This is a genomic window from Pseudomonas sp. 5P_3.1_Bac2 (assembly GCF_025465995.1).
In the GTDB taxonomy this organism is placed as follows: domain Bacteria; phylum Pseudomonadota; class Gammaproteobacteria; order Pseudomonadales; family Pseudomonadaceae; genus Aquipseudomonas.
On record NZ_JANLNY010000022.1, the window covers coordinates 27,706 to 48,367 of the forward strand.

Here is a 20,662-nt window from a genome sequence, read left to right on the forward strand (position 1 = left end):
AGCTTAAGTTTTAGATAAATCTCAATTGAGAATCTTCTTAGGACAAGTCAGATATCAACGATCAATCATTAATTAAAAGTTAAACCGCACTTATTTTTATTTAATACCTACTGCATTTACAATTAATACCCCACCCTAAAGCCAGCACCCAGGCCTTGCAGCCTCAGGCCTGAGCAGCACCAGCAGCAAGCCAACCCAAACATAATCAGCACTCGCCGCTGCGTTCAGCCAATATCAAAGGCAAAACTCTTAAACAACTAAAACAGCCAAACAAAAAACTGCAAAACATCATTTAAAACCGAGCATAGCAATCCACCCCAAGATCAATCGTCTAACTTACACAGACAAACTCTGAACATAAAAAAGCCGCGCCAATGCGCGGCTTGTTATCAACCTATCAATTAGGCGCTGAGCGCTTGGACAATAGCGTCCATCCAGATGGTTACCGCATAAGCACCGGGATCAACATGACCCAGGGCCCGCTGCCCGATATAGGAAGAACGGCCTTTGAGCGGCAGCATATCGCGGGTCGCTGCCGCGCCTTTACTCGCCGCGGCTTGAGCCGCTTGCGCGGCGCTTAAGGCCGATGCATCGGCGGCACCTGCCTTAAGCACTGCCGCCACCGGCAGTAACGCATCGAGCATGGTGCGATCCCCCATACCGGCACCCCCGAGCTTCACGATGCCGTCGCAACCCGCACTAAAGGCCTCACTCCAGCTGGTGACGGTGGCAGGGTTGCGCGCACCGGCCAGGCTGGCCCCGGCACGCAGCACAAATACCGCATACAGCGGGCCGGAAGTACCGCCCAAGGCGCGGCGCAAAATGGCCGATATCTGCTGCAGAGCCACCGCCGGACGCTCCAGATCCAAACCGTCCAAAGCCTCCTCAATGGCGAGCGAGCCACGGGCCAAGCTGATGCCGATATCGCCGTCGCCGACCACCGAGTCCAACTCAGTGAGTTTCTGCTCCTGCTCACGCAGAGCGCTGGTAATGCGGCTGATTACCGCCTTAAAGCGCGCCGCCTGCGCCGCCGACCAGCTCGCCCCCTGCTCGGCGCTGGCCGCTGCAACATTGATGCATGGCTGACGCACCAACTGGCGATTCGGCACCGTCATGCCAGGCCACGCTGTGGCACTGGTGGCAGCCTGCAAGCGGGCCAAACGCCCATCATCGGCACGCAGTAACGACAGCGAGCAACCGGCCATTTCCAGTGCCGTCAGGAAGGTGCCGACCAGCACCGCCTCGACCTTCACGCCATGGGCTTGGCAGCCGAGCAAAGCGCGGCGCGCGACGATATCCAGCTCCTGCGCCGCCGTGCCGCCGAGGTTATTCACCATCAACACCGCGCGCTCGCCGGCCTTGAACTGGCCCTGTTCGAGGATGCGTTCCAGCAGGGCCTGCACCATCACGTCAGCACTCTGGATAGTTTCGCGACGCACGCCACTTTCACCATGAATGCCCAGGCCGTATTCCACTTCATCCTCGCCCAGGACAAAACCCGGCTTGCCGGCCGCCGGCACGGTGCAACTGCTCAGGCCCAAGCCCATGCTGAATAAACCTGCGGCGGCCTGCTCGGCCTCCCGCTGCACCTCCTCCAGCGACAACCCCGCCTCTGCCGCCGCCCCCGCGACCTTGTGGATAAACACCGTGCCGGCAATCCCCCGGCGCCCGACTGCGCGGCCGGCGTCGTCTAAGGCCACATCGTCACCGACCACCACCACTTCCACCTTGACCCCTTGGGTGCGGGCGATCTCAGCCGCCAGGCCAAAATTCAAACGATCGCCGGTGTAGCTTTTGATAATCAGCAACACGCCGGCGGGACCGGCAACGGTCATGATCGCGCTCAGCACGGCGTCCACACTCGGCGAAGTAAACACCGGCCCGGCCACCGCCGCAGTGAGCATGCCCTGGCCGACATAACCGGCATGGGCCGGTTCATGCCCCGCACCACCGCCGGAGATAATCGCCACTTTGTGCGCCGCTTTAAGCGCCTGGAAGTCCTGCCGCACCACGACGTTTTCACCGTCCAGCAAAACCAGCCCTTGGTTGGCCAGCACCACACCTTCGAGCATGTCCTCGACCACGGTGTTGACGGCATTAATCAATTTTTTCATGGCAGGGTTCCGTTTGTAGGTAAGAAGCACTGACGCCAAACCGGTGCCTGAGAAGCAACCTGTCCGCGCAGTCAACAATCCAGCAATTTTCCCAGCCTAGGCCCGGAATAAAAACCACTGTTGATCGGTAATCGGCCTGAGTCGGTTACGGCGGCTATTGCCCAAGGTGCAGGTCTGCGTTGTAACCCCAAGCGCGGCGCTCACAACCGCCTGACTTGTTTGCCCGACAACGCTGCCGCAGCATTCGCCAGTCCTGTGCCGTATGAAGTAGTTCTTAAGCCAACGGAATCAGCGCTAGCTGAGTACGCCAGGCAGCCGGTTGCCCCGTGCTGCCGGTTTTATCCAGCCATCGTGGCCATGTCCGACTGGGCGGGCTTATGGAAGGGGGTGCCAAGGCGAGTATCCCAAAGCACTCTTGTCACTGATCTGCAGGTCGCGACCATGACCACCCGCAGCAGGGCACTGACGGCAAGTGACGCGGCACCGCCCTGCACTGATTGATCTAAGCAGCTTGCACAGAAATTGGGCTGTAGGACTTTAAGAAATAACTGACAGTGACCACCGCCAGCTTGTTGGATGAGTCCACCCACTCGAGCCGACTGGTACCTAAGGACGCGGGTAAGGGCTGCGCACTCGTTGCGATTTGCTGCACGGAGTGGGTCGCTGTAGCAGTTTGCCCGCTGCGTTGGCATTGAGCTTGGAGCTGATTGTGTTGCAGGGTCAGCGCGCAGGCTCCTTCAACGATTTCCCCAGTGAAATGAATCACTCCAGTAGTAGCCGCTACCGCATCACTGACCAAGGCAACGCCCAGAGGTCCTCCTAAAACGACAGCCAAGCAACTCGAAACGCATGCTTTGTTCATGACCACCCCCGTATTACTTCAGCGTAAAGGCAATCCGGCTATCGCATGAGCGCTTGCCGGTAGGGCTGCACGCTCATTTATTTGAAGGTAGCAGCCCATAGCCAAAGCAACGGCGGGAGAACGGGATTCTTTAGGGGGTCACGACAATCGGTCGCTTTGTATTAATGCAGCCTTAAACGATAAGCCCTCGCTGCGTCGATCTCGCCCACGCCGCCAGGCGTGCCCATCAGCAAGGTATCGCCGCTTTGCACCACACTGCTAAAGCTGGGCAGATCGATGCCTGGGGTGGCAGTCAAACTTTCCAAGACCTTGCCGTTACCATCGAAGCGAAACACCGCCGGATACGGCACAGGCTTCGGCAGCCACGCCTGCGGCAAGCGGGACAAGACTTTGCGCGCAAAAGGCCAAGGTGCCAGCTTATCCAGCAGCGCCTTGCGCGGGGTGAAGAACGACGCCCAGTAAGTGCCGTCCGGGGCAATCGACAGGTCGCCAGGGAACGCCGGCAGGTTATCCAGCAGCGCCTCCCGCTGACCTTTGCGCGGCCCAGTCAGCCACAAACGGGTAATACGATAGGCGCCGGTTTCAGCCACCAACAGGTAGCTCTCATCGGGCGACAAAATCACCCCGTTAGCAAACTCCAGCTTATCCAGCACCAGCTCTATGCGGCCATCGGGATAACGCACATACACAGCGCCATCACCGCTGTGCTCCAGCAGCGCCTGCTTGTTCTGCGCTAAGTTCCAGCGACTCGAGGCTTCGGTAAAGAACACCCGGCCGTCTTGGGCGATATAGATGTCATCGATAAAGCTGAATTTAAGCTGCGCCGTACTCTGCACAATCTTCTCGGCCTGCTTACCGTCAGCGCTGATATGCCAGACATAGCCCTTAAGCTCATCAGCGGCATACAGGCTGCCGTCAGGACCAAAATTCAGCCCCACCGGGCGGCCATCGAGCTGGATAAAGGTTTGCGCAGGCTCACCCTCATGCCAGCGGACAATGCGTCCGTCCTCCAGGCCGCTGTAGCGCCAGCCTTGCTCATCCTCAACCACAGTATCCGGCCCGGGGATGTGGTCTTGCTCAAGCTCAGCGCTATCCAGGCGCGTGTTGGGCGCCCAAATACCCTCCAACGCTGGCACTGGCGCCGGCTGCCAAGCCACCGGCTGCAGTGCAGTAGGCCAGAACAACAGATAAGCCAAAGCAGCGAGTACAACGCCTAACAATATCTTGCCCATGACAATTCCCTATGCGTGATCGGTGAGCTTGAGCCTAGACCGCCACAGGCACATCCCGTATAGCTGGGCAGGCCAAAACACTGGCTTTACCCACTTCCTTGCGGCGTCAGCCAAGTGCGTAAGCGCGGCATGACCCGGCGCACGTATTGCAAAGAATTCTCACCTATGGGATATTGTTACTTTATAACATTCTATATGGTGGCAAAGATGAAAGCAGACATCCATCCGCACTACCGCCCAGTGCTGTTTCACGACACGTCGGCCAATGTGTTCTTCCTGATTGGCTCCACTGCCGCCACTGAGCGCAGCTATGTACACAGCGACGGGGTTAGCTACCCCTATGTCAGTCTGGATATCTCCAGCGCGTCGCACCCGATCTATACCGGCCAGCAACGCCAGAATAAATCCGAAGGGCGTATTGCCGGCTTCCAGAAACGCTTTGCCGGTTTTGCCAAAACCCCCAGCAAAAGCTGAGTCGCCGAGAGCCGCCAACCGCTCTAGCGCGTGCGCGCAACAACCCACAGCCGGTGAACGCCGCACAATTTTAACCATAAAAACGTAATGTTATAGCCTCAAAGGAGCAATATGACAGGCCGTCACCCCCTCACCATGGCCATCGCCTTGGCCTTACTGCCCAGTTCTTACGTCTTGGCTGAAGACCGCCCAGAGCCGCTGCAACTCGGCACCTCGGTCATAAGCAGCAGCGCCTTGAATAATTCGGCGCAAGAAATGACCAGCCCCGCGGAAGTGCTAGAAGGCGATGAACTGGTCATGCGCCGTCAATCGACCCTCGGCGAAACCCTCAATGGTTTACCTGGCGTGCATTCCAGCAGCTTTGGTGCCGGCGCCAGCCGCCCGGTGATTCGCGGCCTCGACGGGGCGCGGGTCAAAGTACTCAGCGACGGCATCGATGTGCTCGACGCCTCGACCATCAGCCCTGACCATGCCATCACCAGCGACCCGCTGCTGGCCGATCGCATTGAAGTGCTCAAGGGCCCGGCCACCCTGCTGTATGGCGGCGGTGCAATTGGCGGCGTGGTCAACGTGCTGGATAAAAAGATCCCCACCTACGTGCCGGAAAAAGGCTACGAAGGTGATCTCGAACTGCGCGCCAATACCGTCTCCAACCAAGGTGCCGGAGTCTTTGGCGTGACCGCCGGGACCGGCAATTTTGCCGTGCGCGCCGAGGGCAGCAAGCGCCAGGACGATGAGTACAAAATCCCCGGCTCGCCGAGCAAACAGCACGGCTCCTACAACGACACAGACAACTACAGCCTCGGCGCCAGCTTTATTGGCGAACGTGGCTATATCGGCGCGTCCTACGGTGAGCAAAACCTGCGCTACGGCCTGCTCGCCCACAACCACGCCGACTGCCACACCCACGGTCCGCGCGACTGGCACTGCGTCGGTCATGAGCATGGCGACGGTGACGAGCATGATGAGCATGACCACGACGAGCACGAGCATGACGAAGAGGGTCATGAGCACGCCGAACACGAACACGGCGAGGAAGGCGTGCCGTATATCAAAATGAAGCAAAAGCGCTGGGATCTGCGTGGCGAATTAAACGACCCGTTACCAGGCTTTGAGCTGGCCAAGCTGCGCGTCGGCCATAGCAAATACACCCACGATGAAATCGAAGGGGGTGAAGTCAGTACCGCGTTTAAAAACGACGCCACCGACGCTCGCCTGGAACTGACTCACGAGCCGCTGTGGGGCTGGCACGGCGTGGTCGGTGGGCAAACCCAGCGCCGCGATTTCCAAGCCTCCGGCGAAGAAGCCTACGTGCCGCCAACCCTGACCAACAACCACGCGGTATTCCTGCTCGAGGAATACACCCTCGACAACTGGCGCTATGAGCTGGGCCTGCGCCACGAGTGGCAAGACATCGACGCCACCGGCGCGAAAGACACCAGCCACAACGGCACCTCGGTCTCCGCCGGCGCGGTATGGACCTTCGCCCCCGAGTACAGCCTGGGGCTGTCGCTTTCGCGTTCGCAACGCTTGCCCACCGCCGAAGAGCTCTATGCCAACGGCCCGCACGCCGCCACTCGGACTATCGAGCTAGGCGATGCCGGCCTGGACAAAGAAACCTCGCATAACGTCGAGCTGACCCTGCGCAAATTCGTTGGACGCACCACCTTCACCTTGAGCCTGTTCCGTAACCAAGTCAGCGACTTTATCTACGCCGCAGACACCGGCAATGACGTCGGCTCGGGTTACCGTGAAATCGAGTACCGGCAAAAAGACGCGGTGCTCACCGGCGCCGAAGGTTCGATCAGTTATGCCCTCACCGAGCGAACTGATGTCACCCTGTTTGGCGACCATGTGCGCGGCAAACTCAAGGGCGACGGCAACCTGCCACGGATTCCGGCCGATCGTCTCGGCGTGCGGGTCAACCAGCAGTTCACCCAGGCCATCGATGGCGAAGTGGAGTTTTACCGCGTGCAGCATCAGGAAGATGTCGCCGACTACGAAACCTCCACATCGGGCTACAACATGCTCGGCGCAGGCTTAAGTTACAGCGGCAAACTTGAAAGCACCGACTACAAGCTATTCCTTAAAGGCGACAACTTGTTCGATATTAAAGCGCGCAACCACAGCTCATTTATTAAGGATGATGTGCTGCAACCCGGTCGCAACTTAACCGTAGGGGTTCGATTAAGTTTTTAAGAAATAAGCACTGTCGCTCTAATAGCAGCTAACACTTAATTACTAGTAAACCTCCCAAAACGGGGCGCCCAAAGCGCCCCGTTTTTTTATTAATACGCTCCCACCTGAACAAAAACCCACACGAAGCGCTCTATCTAGGCCATTACAGAGCAAATCAGGCTATACGATCCCGGCTATGAACTGCTGCACATTTTATCCACATAAAGGCTCGGCAGATTCACCTTTGCCAGCTAAAGTGTTTACACCCATTAAATAAAATGAAACCAACAAAGATTAATACCCAGTTAGGCTATTGGGATTATTGCCGGGGCGTCCTGCACGCTAATAATTGTTCTACAACAGCAATTATCAGCTTCGCGATCAGCCTATAACACTGCCTCAACGGCCTATTGCAGTAATGCGTCAAATAAAGCCGCGGATTAATTAATCTTCGATTAGCTCTTTCGCGCGCAGGGGAAACGGATTTTTTAGGTTGGCACCGACACAGGACACCACCATGCACACTTATCTCACTCGCGGGTTATTACTGGCAGCCTTCAGTAGCGCCGCCATCACCACGCAAGCGGCCGAGGACAGCACTCAAGATGACTGGAAGTTCGCCTTTAGCCCCTACTTCTGGGCTGCGGGCATAAGCGGCGATGTCGGCCAATTCGGCCTACCCAAGGTGCACACCGATACCAGTTTCGACAATATTCTCAGCGACCTCGACTTCTCCTTTATGGGCATCGCTGAGGCGCGCAAAAACCGTTTTAGCCTGTTTGCCGATATCGTCTACACCAAGGTTTCCAGCAGCGCCTCAAGCCCACGCGGGGTCTTGGTTGACCACGTCAACCTCAAGTCTGAGACCTTTGCCGGCTTAGTCGGCGGTGGGTACGCCATCGCCCAAGGCAGCCGCGGCACCCTCGACTTAGTCGGCGGCGTACGCGTGTGGGATGCCCGCTCAAAAATGTCCTTTAAGGGCGGCCTTGCCGGTGATCGCTCGGCCACCGACAGCGACACCTGGGTCGATGCACTGGCCGGTTTTCGCGGCAAATTCATCCTCGGCAATGACTTTTACCTCAGCGGCTGGGCCTTAGCCGGCGGCGGTGCGGCTGACCTCGATTGGGACGTCGCCGCCATGCTCGGCTACGACGTCAGCGACAGCGTCTCGGCCGTACTGGGCTATCGCGCCCTCGGCGTGGAATACGAGAAAGATGACTTCGTTTATGACGTGGTTCAACGCGGCCCCACGGTCGGCCTGGTGCTGCGCTTCTAAGCACTGGGCGCAGACCTGCGCCTCCTCATAACCGCCTGGACGATCGACGCCCAGGCTATTTGCAACCCTGATCAAGGACTTCTCGCCATGGCGTACAGCACACTGTGCAAGGCCCTCGCACTTCCTGCGGCACTGGGCATGGCTCTTAGCACACTCAGCCCCATAGCCGCCCATGCGCAAAGCGCAGTGACCGCCGAACAAGCGCGGGAGATTGCCAAAGAGGCAACGATTTACGGCTTCCCACTGGTGGATAACTACCGCGTACTGCACTCCTACTTTGTTGATAAAACCGGCGCCGAATTTAAAGCGCCGTGGAATCAACTGAACAACGTCGATCGAGTCTTCACCCCTGACGACAAGGCCATCCAAACGCCGAACTCGGACACGCCTTACTCACAACTGGGCGCGGATCTGCGCAGTGAGCCTTTGGTGATCTCCGTCCCCAAAGTGGAAGACGGGCGTTATTACTCGCTGCAATTTATCGACCTCTACACTTACAACTTCGCCTACGTTGGCAGCCGCGCCACAGGTAATGAAGCCGGTAACTTCCTGTTGGCCGGGCCTAATTGGCAAGGACCAACGCCGGCAGGCATCAAGCAAGTGATCCGCGCTGAAACGGACTTTGCTTTTGTCCTGTACCGTACCCAACTCAAAGGCCCGGACGATATCGAGGCCGTCAAACAAGTCCAGGCGGGTTACAAGGTCCAACCGCTGTCCAGCTTCCTCGGTCAAGCTGCGCCGAAAGCGGCCCCTGCGATAACCTTCAAGCAACCGCCAACCCCTGAAGAAGAGCGCAGCTCGCTGAAGTTCTTCGATACCCTGAACTTCGTCCTGCAGTTTGCTCCAGCACCGCAAAGCGAAGTGGCGCTGCGCGAGCGCCTGAGCAAAATCGGCGTGGTGGCCGGCAAGCCCTTTGTCGCCGACAAGCTCGCCACGCCAATACGTGAAGCCATCAGCGCCGGTATGGCGGATGCCTGGAAGGCTCTGGCGCAGTTCAAAACAACGCAAGTGGACACCGGCAAACGCACCGCAGCCGATGGTTTCGGCAGCCGTGAGTTTTTAGGCGATGACTACATCGCGCGCATGGCCTCGGCAGCGTTCGGCATCTACGGCAACTCCAAGGAAGAAGCGCTGTACCCCACCTATTTCGTCGACGCCAAGGGCAAGCCACTGGATGGCGCGAAAAACAGCTACACCTTGCACTTCGCAGCCGATGCCTTGCCGCCTGTGAATGCCTTCTGGTCGCTGACCATGTACGAGTTGCCGGCCAGCCTGCTGGTGGCCAACCCGCTCAATCGCTACCTGATCAACTCGGCCATGTTGCCGCAACTCAAGCGCGACGCTGATGGTGGTCTGACCCTCTATGTGCAGCACCAATCGCCCGGTAAAGACAAAGAGTCGAACTGGCTGCCGGCACCCAATGGCCCGTTCTGGACCACCTTGCGCCTGTATTGGCCCAAGCCCGAAGCGTTGAACCGCGAATGGCAACAACCGCCACTCGAACCGACTAAATAAGGGAGCTTACCCATGAAATTTTCCATCAGCCTGATCACTGCCGGCCTGGCCCTTGCGCTTAGCGCCGGTGCTCAAGCCCTGGAGACCGTGCAGGTGACCACGGATAATTTTGTCCGCGCGGAGAGCGATCTGTATTTTGCCGCGATAGCCAAAGATAACGGCTTCGGCAAGTTCAATCACACCCGCGAAATGGCTCCAGTTGATAAGCAGAATGTGATTCGCCTGAACCGCGACACCCTGTACTCCTCGGCCGTGTTTGACCTGGATGCCGGCCCGGTGACCATCACCCTGCCCGATCCTGGCAAACGCTTTATGTCGATGCAGGTGATCAACGAAGACCACTTCACGCCTAACGTGATTTATAAGGCTGGCACCTACACCTTCGATAAAGACACCATCGGCACCCGCTATGTGGTTATGGCGGTGCGCACCTTTGCTAACCCTGCCGATGCGGCCGACCTGAAACAGGCCCACGCCCTGCAAGATGGCATCAGCGCCAAGCAGCCTAACGGCAGCGGTAAGTTTGAGATTCCACAGTGGGATCAAGCCAGCCAGAAGAATGTGCGCGATGCACTGCTGAGTCTCAATGCGTCCCTGCCTGACACCAATGGCATGTTCGGGAAAAAGACCGACATTAACCCCATCCGCCACCTGATCGGTTCGGCCTCGGGCTGGGGCGGTAACCCGCAAACTGAAGCCACTTACCTCAACGTCACGCCGGAAAAAAACGACGGTAAAACCATTTACCGTTTAAGCGTGAAAGACGTTCCGGTGGATGGCTTCTGGTCGATCAGCGTGTACAACGCGCAAGGCTATTACGCCCCCAACAAACAAAACGCCTACACCCTGAACAACATCACCGCGAAAAAAGGCGCGGATGGTACCGTGGATGTGCAGTTTGGTGGTTGCGACGGCAAAGTGTCGAACTGCTTGCCGACCGTAGCAGGCTGGAACTACATGGTGCGCCTGTACCGCCCACAAGCGACGATCCTCGATGGCAGCTGGAGCTTCCCGCAGGCCAAGCCGCTCCAATAAAGCCAGATCGCCCGTGGCCTGGCGCGTTGCGCGCTAGGTCACGGGACTGTTCAAGTCTTAGCCGTTAAGGATTAGGGCGTAACAAAGGCGGCATCGGGCAGTCGAGAATATCGGCCAGCGCCCGCAGCAACTCAGCCTCCGCCGCCGTCACCTGAGCATCGTGCTCAATCACCAACGCCATCGCCTTGAGCAACTGAGGCTTATCCAAAGGATTAAGCTGATTCAGGCGCTTGAGTGCCGCCTCCAGGGCGCGCAGATTGCACTGCGCCTCGCTGAGCATAAAGGCCTTGGGCAAAGCCAAACTCCGTGCCCCACGATCAAACGCGGCTTGCGCGCTGAGCTCATCACTGGCGCCAACCCGCGCGAGCAAAGACAACAACACGGTGCTGTCTTCGCTCAGTGCAGCCAGCGTTTGGCGGCCATAGGTGGCGGGTAACGGGCGCAAATAGCGCTCGACGATCCGCAGCAGCGCCCACTCATAGACCGACACATGGGCATCACTGCGAATCAGCAGCTTGAGGTTGTCCAGCATGTCCTTGCGCTGATCACTGGCCAGGGATTTAAGGCTGGGCAAGAGCAGATCAAGCAAAGGCATGCGCAGCTGTGTTGCTAACTGCTGAACCGGCTCACGCAACTGCAGCAACTGCTCATAACGGCCAGCGTCGAGGCGCAACTGCAAGCTACGCAGTTGTTTATCGGCCGCCTGCGCCTGGGCATCCAAGAGCAAGGCGTACAGCACGCACTGCGCGTCCTGACTGTTATGCGCCGCCTGCTTCAACAGCGTCGGCAGCTGGTTAAGGTGGCTCTGCGCTTGGGCTAAATGGCTCGGCTGCGGACTGCCGATGGCTTCGATCGCCGCGCCCATGGCCAAGACCGAAGCGGCTTGGGCTGGGGCTTGCACAACCGTTGGCTGAGGCTCAGCACGAGGTGCGCGCTGCGGCTTAAGACTGCCATCCCAGTTCGGCAAAATTCGCTGGATACGTTTTTCCAGCGGTGGGTGGGTGGCAAACAAACTGGAAAACCAGCTACTGACGCCCGGGGCAAAGTACAGGTGGCTGAACTCCTCGGCGTGGCTGGCATGTAATTCGGAGCCGGTGGTCGAGCTGGCGATGCGCTGCAGCGCGCCGGCGATGCCATCGGGATAACGGGTGTACTGCACCGCCGAGGCATCAGCCAGGTACTCGCGCTGACGACTCACTGCGGCGCGAATCAACCGGCCAAAGAAGGTCCCGGTGTAGCCCAACACCCATAACGCCAGACCGATCATAAAGATCGGGGCGACAAGCTTGCCGTCCCTCGACGAGCCCCGACTGCGCGGCAGATGGCGCAGCACAAAGCCGCCCAGCAAGCCCAATAACAAGATGCCATTGAGCGCTGCGACCAGCTGGGTATTAAGGCGCATGTCGCCATGCAGGATGTGGCTGAACTCGTGGGCGATCACCCCTTGCAGCTCATCACGATTGAGCTGGTTGAGCGCACCACGGGTAATGCCAATCACCGCATCCTGAGGGCTGAGGCCGGCAGCAAAGGCATTGATCGCCGGATCATCCAGCACATACACGATGGGCACCGGCATGCCCGAGGCCAATGCCATTTCCTCCACCACATTGAGCACGCGCTGCTCACCGAGATCCTGTGGCGCCGTGTTGACTGGGCGGCCACCCAAACGCTGAGCAATGGCTGCACCGCCGCTGCGCAGCTCCAGCCATTTAAACAAGCTGCCCAAGCACACCACGCTAATCACCACGGCACTGACCAGGCCAATCACCGGCCACGGCATGTACAGCAGCGTTGGCGCAGTGTCGAGGGCGGTGTGCGGCTGCAAAATAAAGCCAATCACCAGGCTGGTGATGGCAATCAGGCTAAGCACCGCCAACACCAGCAGAATCACCAGCAAGGCGCTACTGCGACGGGCCCGCGCCTGATGCTCGAAGAAGTCCATTAACGCGCCTTAACTCAGAAGGAAACCTTGGGCGCTTCTTGGATCGCAGCGCTGTCAGCAAACTCCAACATGCCGGCGTCAGGACCATGGCCAAAAGTGGCGGCAAACAGCACCGGCGGGAAGCTTTGCTTGAACGTGTTGTAGGCCATCACCGCATCGTTATAGGCCTGCCGGGCAAACGCCAACTTGTTCTCAGTGCTGCTCAGCTCTTCACTGAGCTGCTGCATATTGGCTGAGGCTTTGAGGTCCGGATAAGCCTCGACGGTGACATTCAAACGGCCCATGGCCGCGTTCAGCTGGTTTTCGCCAGTGCCCAACTGCGCCATGCTTTGCGCATCGCCGGGCTGCGCGGCAGCGGCTTTCAAGCCAGCCACCGCGGCATTACGCGCACTGATCACAGCGTCTAATGTCTCGCGCTCATGGGCCATATAACCTTTGGCCACTTCAACCAGATTGGGGATCAGGTCATAGCGGCGCTTAAGCTGCACTTCGATCTGGGCGAAGGCATTTTTGTAGCGGTTACGCAGACTCACCAAGTTGTTAAAGATGCTGATCAGGTAGAACGCGAGCAGCACCACAACCGCCAGAAAAATCATGCTCGAAACAGACATGGGCATTCCTTAATGCGCGCAGAAAAACCGATAGTAGCCGAAAACCATCAACGCACAACGCGCAGCCCCGCACATGGCCAGCAGCGCAAAAAAGCCCGGACTGGCCGCAAACACCCCAGCATTGACCAGAATGCCACTTGGCTCAGCTAGACCGAACGGTCTAAATAGTCCGCATGAAAACCCTAAGCACTCGCGACAAGCTGATCCACGCCATGGCCGATGCTCTTCAGCGCAAAGGCCTGCGCGGCGTTGGCGTGAGTGAAATCCTCGAGCTCAGCGGCCTGCCCAAAGGCAGCCTGTACCACCACTTTCCTGGCGGCAAGAATCAGCTCGCCGTGGCGGCTATTGACTACATCAGCAGCCAACTCGACAAGCTCTTCGCCCACCTGTTCAGCCAGCACGAGCATCCCTTTAGCGCCTTGCAGCATTGGCTCAATGGCGCGCTGGGGCAGTTGGAAAATAGCCAGTTTGAGCGCGGCTGCCCGCTAGCCACCATCGCCCTGGAAAGCAGCGCCAGCGACAGTGAAATTCGCGCCGCCTTAGCACGTAGCTTTGCCGCCTTGCGTCAGGCGCTGGCCAGCCAGCTCGAGCAACAGCACTACTCCAGCGCCCAGGCGCATAACCTCGCCGCGTTATTTGTCGCGCTATATGAAGGCGGCCTACTGCAAGCTCGCGTCGCCGGCTCCAGCGCACCGCTGCAAGCCGCCGCGCAAGCCTTGTTCGATCTCACTGAGCCGCGCAAAACCACCGGAGCTCGCCCATGATCCAGACCGAATCGCTGTCGCTAAACGCACTTGATGGCTACCCGTTAAGCGCCACCTTGTACCGCGCACCCGCACCTGTTGCGCACCTGCTGATCGCTGGTGCCACTGGGGTGCCGCAGGGCTTCTACCGACGCTTCGCCGAATATGCCGCGAGCCAAGGCTACAGCACCCTGACCCTCGATTACCGGGGCATCGGCAAATCCAAGCCCGCCGAGCTGCGCGGCTTTGTCATGGACTATTTGGACTGGGCGCACTTCGACCTAGCCGCCGCCGTGGACCTGCACAAAGATCCTGCGCTGCCGCTGTATATGATCGGCCACTCGTTCGGCGGCCATGCCTTTGGCCTGCTCCCCAACCATCAGCAGGTCGCCGGTTTCTACACCTTCGGCACCGGCGCCGGCTGGCATGGCTGGATGCCCAAGGCTGAGCAAATCAAAGTGTTGGGTATGTGGCATGTGGTGGCGCCGATCCTGACCCGCAGCAAGGGCTATCTGGCCTGGAGCAAACTGGGCATGGGCGAGGACCTACCCATGGGCGTGTATAAGCAGTGGAAGCGCTGGTGCCGCTACCCCCGCTACTTCTTTCAAGACCCTGACATGCAAGGTTTGGCCGAGCGCTTTGGCCAAGTCAGCACCCCCATTGTCGCCAGCAATGCCTTGGATGATCTGTGGGCGCCTCCGGCTTCACGTGATGCTTTCATGGCCGCTTACCGCAACGCGCCCTATCAAGCCCGCGACATCGATGCCAAGCGCGGCTTGGGCAATATCGGCCATATGGGCTACTTCCGCCCGGCAGCACAAAGCTTATGGGATGAAAGCTTGGCCTGGTTTGCCAGCTTAACGGCGAAGACTAGCGGCACTTAATGCCACTGACCGAGGCACAGACTCTCTACGAGAATATTTAGACTGGACTGGACTGGACTGGACTGGACTGGACTGGACTGGAAAGAGTTTGGCGAACGCCAGAAAAAAGAAAACCCCGCAGTGCGGGGTCTTTGCAGACTGTGAGCTGACATCCTTGGTCTGCTGCCATCCTGGCGGCTATCCCACGTGTCCATTTTGTACAAGGCGCTTCCTGCGCGACGTCCTTAGGAAGAGAGATTAAAGACTCAGACAACCTAGCGCTATGGGGAATCTGCAGCACGCAATGTAAGCATTGGCTTACACGAAAAAAGCCAGCCCCAGCCCCGCTTGGTATTGTTCCGTGACTATTGTTAGACTCGCTGCCAAACACAAAAACAACAGATCTCGCCAACGGGATCAATGGAGCCACTGATGCGCTCAATGCTACTGGTCATCGGCTGTCTAGCAGCCAGCTTCAGCCCATCCGTTCTGGCTAACGGCCAGAGTCAATTGGACGACCCCAAAGCCGCCACCGAGCTGTTCTGGCAGCAGATCTATCCCCAAGGTGGCAACACCCTCTACTGCGGCCAAGCCTTTAGCGGGCCCAGCAGCCAACTGGTCGCCAGCTTGATCTACAGCAGCAAACAACTGAAAAGCTCACTGCGCTGCGTCACGGATCGCCAATGCATGATCATGAACCCGCGCTACACCTATATGGCTGCCGACCTGCATAACTACTACCCGGAGCTCGCCCGCGTAGAGTTAGCGCGGCGCAACACCCATTTCGGTGAGCTGGATGACAACGTGCCGAGCAAGTTCGCCGACATCAATTGCGAGATGAAAACCAGCTTCCAGGAAGTTGAGCCGCGTGATGAAGCCAAGGGCAATATCGCCCGGGCAATCTTCTATATGCATGTCGAATACGACCTGCCCATCGTTGGCCCAGTGCAGATGTACAAGAAGTGGCATGAGCTCGATCCGCCGGATGCCGAAGAGCGTGCCCGTAACGATCGCATCGCCAATCTGCAAGGCACGCGCAATCGCTTTATCGATAACCCAAGCTTGGTTAACGAACAGATCAGCGACTGAGCCTGCGCTCAGTTCTCAGAGAAAAAAATAACCCCGGCACTGGCCGGGGTTATTTTTAGCGGACGCCGGCTTAGAACTGCGCCGCGTCGAGCAGGTACAGACTTTCACTACCGGCCTTCACCGCTGCCGTCAGCGAATGAATACGCGGCAGGATGCGGGCGAAGAAGAAGCGCGCAGTGCCCAACTTGCTCACGTAGAAGTCATCCTCGGCTTGTTTAGCCAAAGCCGTACGCGCCATCAGTGCCCACATATAGGCATAGGCGGTGTAGCCAAACACTTGCAGGTATTCCACCGAGGCGGCGCCGGCTTCGTTAGGGTTGACCTTGGCCCGCTCGAGCAGATCGGCAGTCATCTGTTCCAGGTTGGCGATAGCGGCTTTGAGCGGCTCAACAAACTCGGCCAGCTCAGTATCTGCGCTATCGGTAAAAGCTTTGATCTCATCGGCAAAGTGCTTATAGAACGCGCCGCCGCTGCCAATCACCTTACGCCCCACCAAGTCCAGAGCCTGGATGCCATTGGTGCCTTCGTAGATTTGCGTGATGCGGCAGTCGCGCACCAACTGCTCCTGACCCCACTCGCGGATATAGCCGTGGCCGCCGAAAATCTGCTGGCCATGCACGGTGGTTTCCAGCGCCATGTCCGTGAGGAAGGCTTTGGCCACTGGCGTCAGCAGCGCGACTAATTCCTCGGCGCGCTTACGGGTAGTCGGGTCTTCACTGTACTTGGCGGTATCCAACTGCATCGCCACGTAGCTGGAGAAGGCCCGGCCGCCTTCGTTCAGCGCTTTCATGGTGAGCAGCATACGGCGTACGTCTGGATGCACGATGATGGGGTCAGCGGCTTTGTCTTTTGCCACTGGACCAGTCGGCGCACGGCTTTGAATACGCTCACGGGCGTATTCCACAGCGCTTTGATAGGAGCGCTCGCCCAGCGACAACCCCTGGATGCCAACCCCCAGACGCTCGTAGTTCATCATGGTGAACATGGCCGCCAGACCTTTGTTCGGTGCATCGACGATCCAGCCGGTGGCGCCGTCGAAGTTCATCACGCAAGTGGCCGAGGCCTTGATGCCCATTTTGTGCTCGATGGAGCCGCAGGACAGGGAGTTCTTCTCGCCCAGCGAACCATCGGCATTGACCAATACCTTCGGCACCAGGAACAGCGAGATACCTTTCGGCCCCGCTGGCGCGTCCGGCAGTTTGGCCAATACCAGGTGAATGATGTTCTCGGTCAGATCATGCTCACCGCCGGTGATAAAGATCTTGGTGCCGCTGATTTTGTAACTGCCGTCGGCTTGTGGTTCGGCCTTAGTGCGGATGATCCCCAAGTCGGTCCCGGCATGGGGTTCGGTCAGGCACATGGAGCCTGCCCAAACGCCGGCGTACATGTTGGGCAGATAGCGCTCTTTGAGTTCTTCGCTGGCATGGGCGTTGATCGACAAGCAAGCGCCAGCAGTCAGCATCGGGTACAGGCCGAAGGACAGGTTGGCCGAGTTGACCATTTCCTCGACCTGCGCCGAGATCGCCTTAGGCATGCCCATGCCGCCAAACTGCGGATCGCCACCAACCCCGACCCAGCCACCTTCGGCATAGGTTTTGTAGGCTTGCAGGAAGCCGGCCGGGGTGCTCACCACGCCGTTGTCCCAGCTGCAGCCTTGCTCATCGCCACTGCGGTTCAGCGGGGCAATGGTGCCACCAGTTACCTTGCCAGCTTCTTCAAGGATTGCCGCCGCGGTGTCTTCATCAACCACTTCGGCCAGGCCCGGTAATTGGGCCCACAACTTAGAAACTGCAAACACTTCATTCAGTACGAAGCGCATATCGCGCAAGGGAGCTTTGTAGTCAGCCATTGCTGTAATTCCTCAAACGAACCGGCAGGTATACGAGATTAGCCGGAGTCTACTCCAAATACTGAGCAGACACATAGGGTCGTTTAGTGACCATAAAGACAATATTAGTATCAATAAAACGTCGCTCTTCTGCCGATCAAAAAACGCCTGAAACTCGCCCTGAGTACTTTTCTTCAGGCGAAAAAAAACCGCTGCCAAGGCAGCGGTTTTTTCATCGACGCGAGGACTTAGTAGCCCAGGTCGAAGTCTTCAACAGCCATGTTCATCAGGTTGTTCGCACCGGACAGCATGGTCACCGCATGAGCGCGGGTACGCGGCAGGATACGTGCGAAGTAGAACTGCGCAGTCTGCAGCTTGGCTTTGTAGAAGGCTGCGTCGCCTGTGCCAGCAGCCAATTTCTCAGCAGCCAGACGAGCGATATCAGCCCAGAAGTAAGCCAGGCAGGCGTAACCGGAATACATCAGGTAATCCACCGAAGCGGCACCGACTTCTTCACGGTCTTTCATGGCAGCCATACCCACTTTCATGGTCAGCTCGCCCCACTCTTTGTTGATCTGTGCCAGCTGGCCAACCAGATCCTTGATCGCCTCGTTGCCTTCGTTGGCTTGGACGAACTTGTGCACGATCTTGGTGAAGCCTTTCAGCGCTTCGCCTTGAGTCAGCAGCACTTTACGGCCCAGCAGGTCCAGCGCCTGGATGCCGGTGGTGCCTTCGTACAGCATGGAAATACGCGCGTCACGTACGTTTTGCTCCATGCCCCACTCAGCGATAAAGCCGTGGCCGCCATAGATTTGTACGCCGTGGTTAGCGGCTTCAAAGCCCACTTCAGTGATGAAGGCTTTGGCGATCGGAGTAAGGAAGGCCAGCATCGCGTCAGCGGCTTTTTTCTCTTCTTCGTTCTGGCTGTAGCGCACGATGTCGACTTGCTTGGCCGCGTAGTAGATCAGCGCACGGCTGCCTTCAGAGAAGGCCTTCATGGTCAGCAACATGCGGCGCACGTCTGGGTGCACGATCAGCGGGTCAGCTGGTTTGTCCGGCGCTTTCGGGCCAGTTAGGGAACGCATTTGCAGACGTTCGCGAGCGTATTTCAGGCCGCCTTGGAAACCGATTTCGGCGTGGGCCAGCCCCTGCAGGGAGGTGCCGACGCGAGCGGTGTTCATAAAGGTGAACATGCAGTTCAGACCTTTGTTGGCTGGACCGATCAGGTAACCGGTGGCGCCGTCAAAGTTCATCACGCACGTGGCGTTACCGTGGATGCCCATCTTGTGTTCGATCGAGCCACAGGTCACGGCGTTGCGTGCGCCAGCTTCGCCTTGGGCGTCTGGGAGGAACTTCGGCACGATGAACAGCGAGATGCCTTTGGTGCCTTGCGGGGCATCCGGCAGACGAGCCAACACGATGTGGACAATGTTGCCCGACATGTCGTGCTCACCCGCGGAGATAAAGATCTTAGTCCCGGAGACTTTGTAGCTGCCGTCGGCTTGAGGCTCGGCCTTGGTGCGCAGCATGCCCAAGTCAGTACCGCAATGCGGTTCGGTCAAGCACATGGTGCCGGTCCACTCACCAGTCACCAGCTTGGTCAGGTAAGCGTGCTTTTGCTCTTCGGTACCGTGGGCCGCGATGGTGTTCATCGCACCGTGGGACAGGCCTGGGTACATACCCCAAGACCAGTTGGCCTGACCGACCATTTCGCTCATGGCGATGCCGAGGGACTCCGGCAGGCCTTGGCCGCCGTGATCAACGTCGTGGGCCAGGCTCGGCCAGCCGCCTTCAACGAACTTGTCGTAGGCTGCTTTAAAGCCAGTCGGAGTTGTTACCCCTTCAGGCGACCACTTACAACCTTCCAGATCACCAACACGGTTCAGCGGAGCAATGACTTGCTCGCAGAACTTCGCGCCTTCCTCAAGGATGGCATCAACCATGTCCGGCGTCGCATCTTGGCAACCCGGCAGGCTCTGATAATGCTCTGGGTAGCCAAGCAGCTCGTCACGAACGAAACGGATATCGCGCAAGGGGGCCTTGTAATCAGGCATAGCGGTTAACCTCTGCGGTGAATTCTTGGAATGTAAGTGGCCGGGAGTCCGGCCGTTATTCGGGTTGAGTCCCGATACTCAAGCGCCGTTAAACGCTTGAGGCAGTCAAACAGGCGTTTGAAACATACGTTTATGGCCATTCCTTGTCAAGCGCCGACAATGCCACCTAGACCTGCAAATTAATCGTCTGCTCCGGTGGCGCAAGCCGACTCAGGGATTGATAAGTTTCGAGCGGCGCAGCGCGTGCCGCGCCGCGTTCAGGTGCCTTGGCGGTCTGCTCGGCGGCGCCGTTTGGCCGCTGTTCGCGCTGCAATTGCAGCACCTCCAACTGGGCCTGACTCATCAGCAGTTGTGCTTGGGCGGCGACTTGCCGGTCTTGCGCGGAAGGCTCTGCCGGCGCTAAGGCCGCCGCCAATACCTTGGCCATTTTGCGCAAGGTGGCGGCCGGGTCACCGGCTACTTTCGCAGTGCTGATGCTGACTTCGCCCTCAGTGGCATAGCGCTTACCGTCTGGGCCATAGGTGTAGCTATAGCTGGGTGCGCCGGCGTGATTAGCACCGACTGCGGCATGGGCCTGCTCGTGGGCACGCACTTCTTGATCACGCCGGCTGAGGTGGCGGATTTCCTCCTGCTCGGCTTGCACGATGCGTTGCTCGGCATCAGAAGCGCTAAGTCGGCGCTGATCATACTTAGCAGCAGATGCGGAGGAGTCGTCTACGGAGTTAGACGCGGTGGACGGCGATGCTGACGACTGCTCCCCCGCGCGCGCAGCACGCTGGCCGTTAGCGGGAAGACTGAAGTAAGCATTAGTACTGGTGATTTGCATAACAACCTGCCCCGCGTCTC

At 58.4% G+C, this 20,662-nt stretch carries 15 protein-coding genes; 8 read left to right on the top strand and 7 right to left on the bottom strand.

Going from position 1 to position 20,662, the window contains the following annotated elements; genetic code table 11:
- Positions 1 to 401: 401 nt before the first annotated feature.
- Together dhaL and NTD81_RS11570 are read right to left on the bottom strand one after the other, a co-directional pair.
- Entirely contained in the window at positions 402 to 2,114 is a 1,713-nt protein-coding gene (gene dhaL, locus NTD81_RS11565) for a dihydroxyacetone kinase subunit DhaL (RefSeq protein ID WP_262182514.1), read from the bottom strand.
- A 1,023-nt stretch (positions 2,115 to 3,137) separates the two neighbouring features.
- Complete coding sequence (locus NTD81_RS11570; RefSeq protein WP_262182515.1) at positions 3,138 to 4,208, bottom strand: SMP-30/gluconolactonase/LRE family protein; 1,071 nt, start codon at positions 4,206 to 4,208, stop codon at positions 3,138 to 3,140.
- Positions 4,209 to 4,415: 207 nt separating this feature from the next.
- Here NTD81_RS11570 and NTD81_RS11575 point away from each other — a divergent pair, with 207 nt between their 5' ends.
- The 5 genes from NTD81_RS11575 to NTD81_RS11595 all read left to right on the top strand — a co-directional run bounded on the left by NTD81_RS11575 (position 4,416) and on the right by NTD81_RS11595 (position 10,686).
- The gene (locus NTD81_RS11575; RefSeq protein ID WP_262182517.1) at positions 4,416 to 4,682 is read left to right on the top strand and encodes a type B 50S ribosomal protein L31; all 267 of its coding nucleotides are present in this window, start codon (positions 4,416 to 4,418) and stop codon (positions 4,680 to 4,682) included.
- Between the two features lie 111 nt (positions 4,683 to 4,793).
- Positions 4,794 to 6,881, top strand: coding sequence for a TonB-dependent receptor (locus NTD81_RS11580; protein ID WP_262182518.1), 2,088 nt, complete (start codon positions 4,794 to 4,796; stop codon positions 6,879 to 6,881).
- 496 nt (positions 6,882 to 7,377) lie between these two features.
- Complete coding sequence (locus NTD81_RS11585; RefSeq protein WP_262182521.1) at positions 7,378 to 8,136, top strand: hypothetical protein; 759 nt, start codon at positions 7,378 to 7,380, stop codon at positions 8,134 to 8,136.
- Positions 8,137 to 8,223: 87 nt separating this feature from the next.
- Complete coding sequence (locus NTD81_RS11590) at positions 8,224 to 9,651, top strand: DUF1254 domain-containing protein (protein WP_262182522.1); 1,428 nt, start codon at positions 8,224 to 8,226, stop codon at positions 9,649 to 9,651.
- A 12-nt stretch (positions 9,652 to 9,663) separates the two neighbouring features.
- Positions 9,664 to 10,686: a DUF1254 domain-containing protein gene (locus NTD81_RS11595; RefSeq protein ID WP_262182523.1), complete on the top strand. Its 1,023-nt coding sequence runs from the start codon at positions 9,664 to 9,666 to the stop codon at positions 10,684 to 10,686.
- 64 nt (positions 10,687 to 10,750) lie between these two features.
- On the opposite strand, the gene NTD81_RS11600 is transcribed toward NTD81_RS11595, so the two are convergent.
- Together NTD81_RS11600 and NTD81_RS11605 are read right to left on the bottom strand one after the other, a co-directional pair.
- Entirely contained in the window at positions 10,751 to 12,628 is a 1,878-nt protein-coding gene (locus NTD81_RS11600) for a M48 family metallopeptidase (protein WP_262182524.1), read from the bottom strand.
- A 14-nt stretch (positions 12,629 to 12,642) separates the two neighbouring features.
- Positions 12,643 to 13,239: a LemA family protein gene (locus tag NTD81_RS11605; protein WP_262182526.1), complete on the bottom strand. Its 597-nt coding sequence runs from the start codon at positions 13,237 to 13,239 to the stop codon at positions 12,643 to 12,645.
- A gap of 173 nt (positions 13,240 to 13,412) precedes the next feature.
- On the opposite strand from NTD81_RS11605, the gene NTD81_RS11610 reads away from it, so the two are divergent.
- The 3 genes from NTD81_RS11610 to NTD81_RS11620 all read left to right on the top strand — a co-directional run bounded on the left by NTD81_RS11610 (position 13,413) and on the right by NTD81_RS11620 (position 15,934).
- Positions 13,413 to 14,003: a TetR/AcrR family transcriptional regulator gene (locus tag NTD81_RS11610; RefSeq protein WP_262182527.1), complete on the top strand. Its 591-nt coding sequence runs from the start codon at positions 13,413 to 13,415 to the stop codon at positions 14,001 to 14,003.
- On the top strand, positions 14,000 to 14,866 hold the full coding sequence (locus NTD81_RS11615) for an alpha/beta fold hydrolase (protein WP_262182528.1): 867 nt from the start codon (positions 14,000 to 14,002) through the stop codon (positions 14,864 to 14,866). Before NTD81_RS11610 ends, NTD81_RS11615 begins: the two co-directional genes overlap by 4 nt.
- Positions 14,867 to 15,277: 411 nt before the next feature.
- A complete protein-coding gene (locus NTD81_RS11620) occupies positions 15,278 to 15,934 on the top strand; it encodes an endonuclease (protein ID WP_262182530.1) in 657 nt (218 codons plus the stop codon).
- 70 nt (positions 15,935 to 16,004) lie between these two features.
- Here the strand turns inward: NTD81_RS11620 and NTD81_RS11625 are convergent, their stop codons facing one another.
- From NTD81_RS11625 to NTD81_RS11635, 3 genes are all read right to left on the bottom strand, one after another.
- Positions 16,005 to 17,783 carry an acyl-CoA dehydrogenase C-terminal domain-containing protein gene (locus NTD81_RS11625; protein WP_262182532.1) on the bottom strand — a complete coding sequence of 593 codons (1,779 nt, stop codon included), beginning with the start codon at positions 17,781 to 17,783 and terminating at the stop codon, positions 16,005 to 16,007.
- Between the two features lie 227 nt (positions 17,784 to 18,010).
- A complete protein-coding gene (locus NTD81_RS11630) occupies positions 18,011 to 19,816 on the bottom strand; it encodes a phenylacyl-CoA dehydrogenase (RefSeq protein WP_262182534.1) in 1,806 nt (601 codons plus the stop codon).
- A 166-nt stretch (positions 19,817 to 19,982) separates the two neighbouring features.
- Positions 19,983 to 20,642 (bottom strand): putative metalloprotease CJM1_0395 family protein, encoded by a 660-nt coding sequence (locus NTD81_RS11635; RefSeq protein ID WP_262182535.1) that lies wholly within the window; start codon positions 20,640 to 20,642, stop codon positions 19,983 to 19,985.
- Between the last annotated feature and the right edge of the window lie 20 nt (positions 20,643 to 20,662).

What these genes read in the sequence shown, in the direction of transcription:
- NTD81_RS11580 (WP_262182518.1), top strand. Translation starts at nt 4,794, where the DNA reads ATGACAGGCCGTCACCCCCTCACCATGGCCATCGCCTTGGCCTTACTG.
- NTD81_RS11575 (WP_262182517.1), top strand. Translation starts at nt 4,416, where the DNA reads ATGAAAGCAGACATCCATCCGCACTACCGCCCAGTGCTGTTTCACGAC.
- NTD81_RS11570 (WP_262182515.1), bottom strand. Translation starts at nt 4,208, where the DNA reads ATGGGCAAGATATTGTTAGGCGTTGTACTCGCTGCTTTGGCTTATCTG.
- NTD81_RS11585 (WP_262182521.1), top strand. Translation starts at nt 7,378, where the DNA reads ATGCACACTTATCTCACTCGCGGGTTATTACTGGCAGCCTTCAGTAGC.
- NTD81_RS11600 (WP_262182524.1), bottom strand. Translation starts at nt 12,628, where the DNA reads ATGGACTTCTTCGAGCATCAGGCGCGGGCCCGTCGCAGTAGCGCCTTG.
- NTD81_RS11630 (WP_262182534.1), bottom strand. Translation starts at nt 19,816, where the DNA reads ATGCCTGATTACAAGGCCCCCTTGCGCGATATCCGTTTCGTTCGTGAC.
- NTD81_RS11605 (WP_262182526.1), bottom strand. Translation starts at nt 13,239, where the DNA reads ATGTCTGTTTCGAGCATGATTTTTCTGGCGGTTGTGGTGCTGCTCGCG.
- NTD81_RS11590 (WP_262182522.1), top strand. Translation starts at nt 8,224, where the DNA reads ATGGCGTACAGCACACTGTGCAAGGCCCTCGCACTTCCTGCGGCACTG.
- NTD81_RS11595 (WP_262182523.1), top strand. Translation starts at nt 9,664, where the DNA reads ATGAAATTTTCCATCAGCCTGATCACTGCCGGCCTGGCCCTTGCGCTT.
- NTD81_RS11610 (WP_262182527.1), top strand. Translation starts at nt 13,413, where the DNA reads ATGAAAACCCTAAGCACTCGCGACAAGCTGATCCACGCCATGGCCGAT.
- NTD81_RS11615 (WP_262182528.1), top strand. Translation starts at nt 14,000, where the DNA reads ATGATCCAGACCGAATCGCTGTCGCTAAACGCACTTGATGGCTACCCG.
- NTD81_RS11625 (WP_262182532.1), bottom strand. Translation starts at nt 17,783, where the DNA reads ATGGCTGACTACAAAGCTCCCTTGCGCGATATGCGCTTCGTACTGAAT.
- NTD81_RS11635 (WP_262182535.1), bottom strand. Translation starts at nt 20,642, where the DNA reads ATGCAAATCACCAGTACTAATGCTTACTTCAGTCTTCCCGCTAACGGC.
- dhaL (WP_262182514.1), bottom strand. Translation starts at nt 2,114, where the DNA reads ATGAAAAAATTGATTAATGCCGTCAACACCGTGGTCGAGGACATGCTC.
- NTD81_RS11620 (WP_262182530.1), top strand. Translation starts at nt 15,278, where the DNA reads ATGCGCTCAATGCTACTGGTCATCGGCTGTCTAGCAGCCAGCTTCAGC.